We start from the raw sequence: 1,978 nt of genomic DNA on the forward strand, positions 1-1,978 counted from the left end.
GGATGACGCGCAGGTAGATCGCGAGAGCCACGAGGTTGAGGCTGAATGGTGTGCCGGTNTCCATCGCTTCCGGGACGGCTGCCAGCGCGGTCGCCCGACAGCACGGACAATGGCCGGCATAGCGTTCGGACGCGGGTGACGACCGGCTTGATCGGCGGCAGATCGATCTTGTCGTAGCGCTGCGCGAGGCGCTGATCCGCGTCAGTCAGCCCGGCACGGCAGTGCTGGCAATGCGCCGCCTTCGCGATCACCGTCTGATCGGGGTTCTCGGCAAGCAAGCGACCGCCACCCTCACGGCCGAGACTGCCTTTGCGGGGCCCCTTGCGCGGACTTTTCTCGGGCCGGTTTGGCTTCTGCCCGCGCGATGGCGGCAGGCTCGAATTGTCCGGCCGCTTCGGCGGTTCGTTTAGCCGCGCCTCCAACTCCGCAATCCGGCGTTCCGCATCCGAAAGCCGGATTGCCAGTTCCGCGTTCCTGCGCTCGGATGATTGCAACGCGTCCCATAGCGCGCGGATCAGCGCGTCTTTCTCAGCGTGCGATAGGAGAGACAGGTCAGGAAGCTCGTTCACGCCTCCCGTCGAATCGTATCCGCCGTGGTCACGTCAATTCACAATCGATTCAACTTATCGACGGACCAGGATGAGCAGATACATTCCTAGCGCTTCCAGCCCCTCTATTTTCTTGGTAAATATAGATAATATTTTGATTAACGGTTTTTGCGAATTCATCTATTAGATGTTTTGTATTATCAAAACTTCCATCATCAACAATTATAAGCTCCCAATTATTGTAATTTTGATCCCTGATCGAATATAAAGCGCGCATAATTAATTTCGCACGATTATATGTTGGGAGAACAATACTAACTTTAGGATTTTTATTCACAACAGCACCTTATCATTTCAAGATTTTTAAGAGCCGGACCGCAAAAGATATTTGAGCGATTTCAGCGGGTTGTGATTCAGTTCGGTAAGAGGGGCAAAAGGGTGGGTAACCCGAGTTCGACTTGGTCAGCAGGCCAACGATCGAGCAGGTGGCGGGAACGAAGAAATTGTCGCGGATACTGGTTAGGTGGGGCGGAGGCGGGCTCTGACGTAGAAGTCGAGCGGCGCGATGATCGCGGCCCCCACCACCTTGAACCTGCTACCCAGATAATCCCAGATCGCGATGCCAAGTTTGTCACAGGTCTTGGCGAGGCTCAGGAACGCGTCGCGGCAATCCCGGCCGGTCTCACTCCGGGTTCCGGCGCTGATCTTCCGCCGCGTGACGTGACCGCGGATGTCGTTTTCCGAACCATTGGTGTGGAGCGGGATTTCCGGCCGTTCCAGCACCATCAGTAGTTCGGCCTTGTTGGCGTGCAGCCGCGCCAGCAGACGGTCCAGCGTCACGAAGCCGGTGCGGCAGAGGAAGATACGGTCGAAGCGGGTCCGTAACGCCCGAGCCTGCCGCTTGCCCGGTTTTTGCTGGTACGCTTTGAGGTCCGCGTAAAAATCCCAGATCAGGCCACGAACCCGCGTTTGAGCGGCGCGATGCTGGTCGTTGAACGTGTCCAGTTTATGCACCAGCCGTTCCGCGTGGACCCAGCACAACGCGTGCCGGCCGATATTGAATTGTCCGGCGTCGTCGCTCAGAATAACGGCATCGCACAGAAATTCATGCGCCTGAACGCTGCCCCATACGCGCCGCTTCTGTGGCAACCCGCACTGGGTTAGGCGTGACCGCCAATGCGGTGAAGCCGAGCCGCTCGAGAAAAGCCGTCCACGCCGGCTGATCAGCGAACCGAGTCTGTGGGCTCGCCGCAGAAGGGCGATCGTCGCGGCGGGAAGACCGATGATCGCGCATGTAGGTGTAGGCCGGCGTCATTGAGCACGTAATCGGTATGCCCGGCACGGGAGCAGAATCAAGAAAGTTCATCCGGTTCTTCGAGGACCGCGTGCGGAACCAGGTGAACCACTCATTGCCGATCTGCGTGCAAAAC

The 1,978-nt window shown here is 58.0% G+C and carries 3 protein-coding genes and 1 pseudogene; all 4 read right to left on the bottom strand.

Features of this window, described 5'->3' with window-relative positions; translation table 11 throughout:
- On the bottom strand, positions 1-569 hold a 569-nt coding region (locus RT91_RS23110; RefSeq protein WP_240314395.1), incomplete at its 3' end, for a DUF6444 domain-containing protein.
- 49 nt (positions 570-618) lie between these two features.
- Positions 619-885 (bottom strand): glycosyltransferase family A protein, encoded by a 267-nt coding sequence (locus tag RT91_RS21160; RefSeq protein ID WP_152982900.1) that lies wholly within the window; start codon positions 883-885, stop codon positions 619-621.
- Positions 886-1,067: 182 nt separating this feature from the next.
- Positions 1,068-1,562 (bottom strand): transposase, encoded by a 495-nt coding sequence (locus RT91_RS19855; RefSeq protein ID WP_205408987.1) that lies wholly within the window; start codon positions 1,560-1,562, stop codon positions 1,068-1,070.
- 91 nt (positions 1,563-1,653) lie between these two features.
- A pseudogene (locus RT91_RS22390) lies at positions 1,654-1,978 on the bottom strand (hypothetical protein); the annotation flags it as partial.

The sequence above is a fragment of the Acidiphilium sp. JA12-A1 genome, from assembly GCF_000724705.2.
GTDB classification, from domain to species: Bacteria; Pseudomonadota; Alphaproteobacteria; order Acetobacterales; family Acetobacteraceae; genus Acidiphilium; species Acidiphilium multivorum.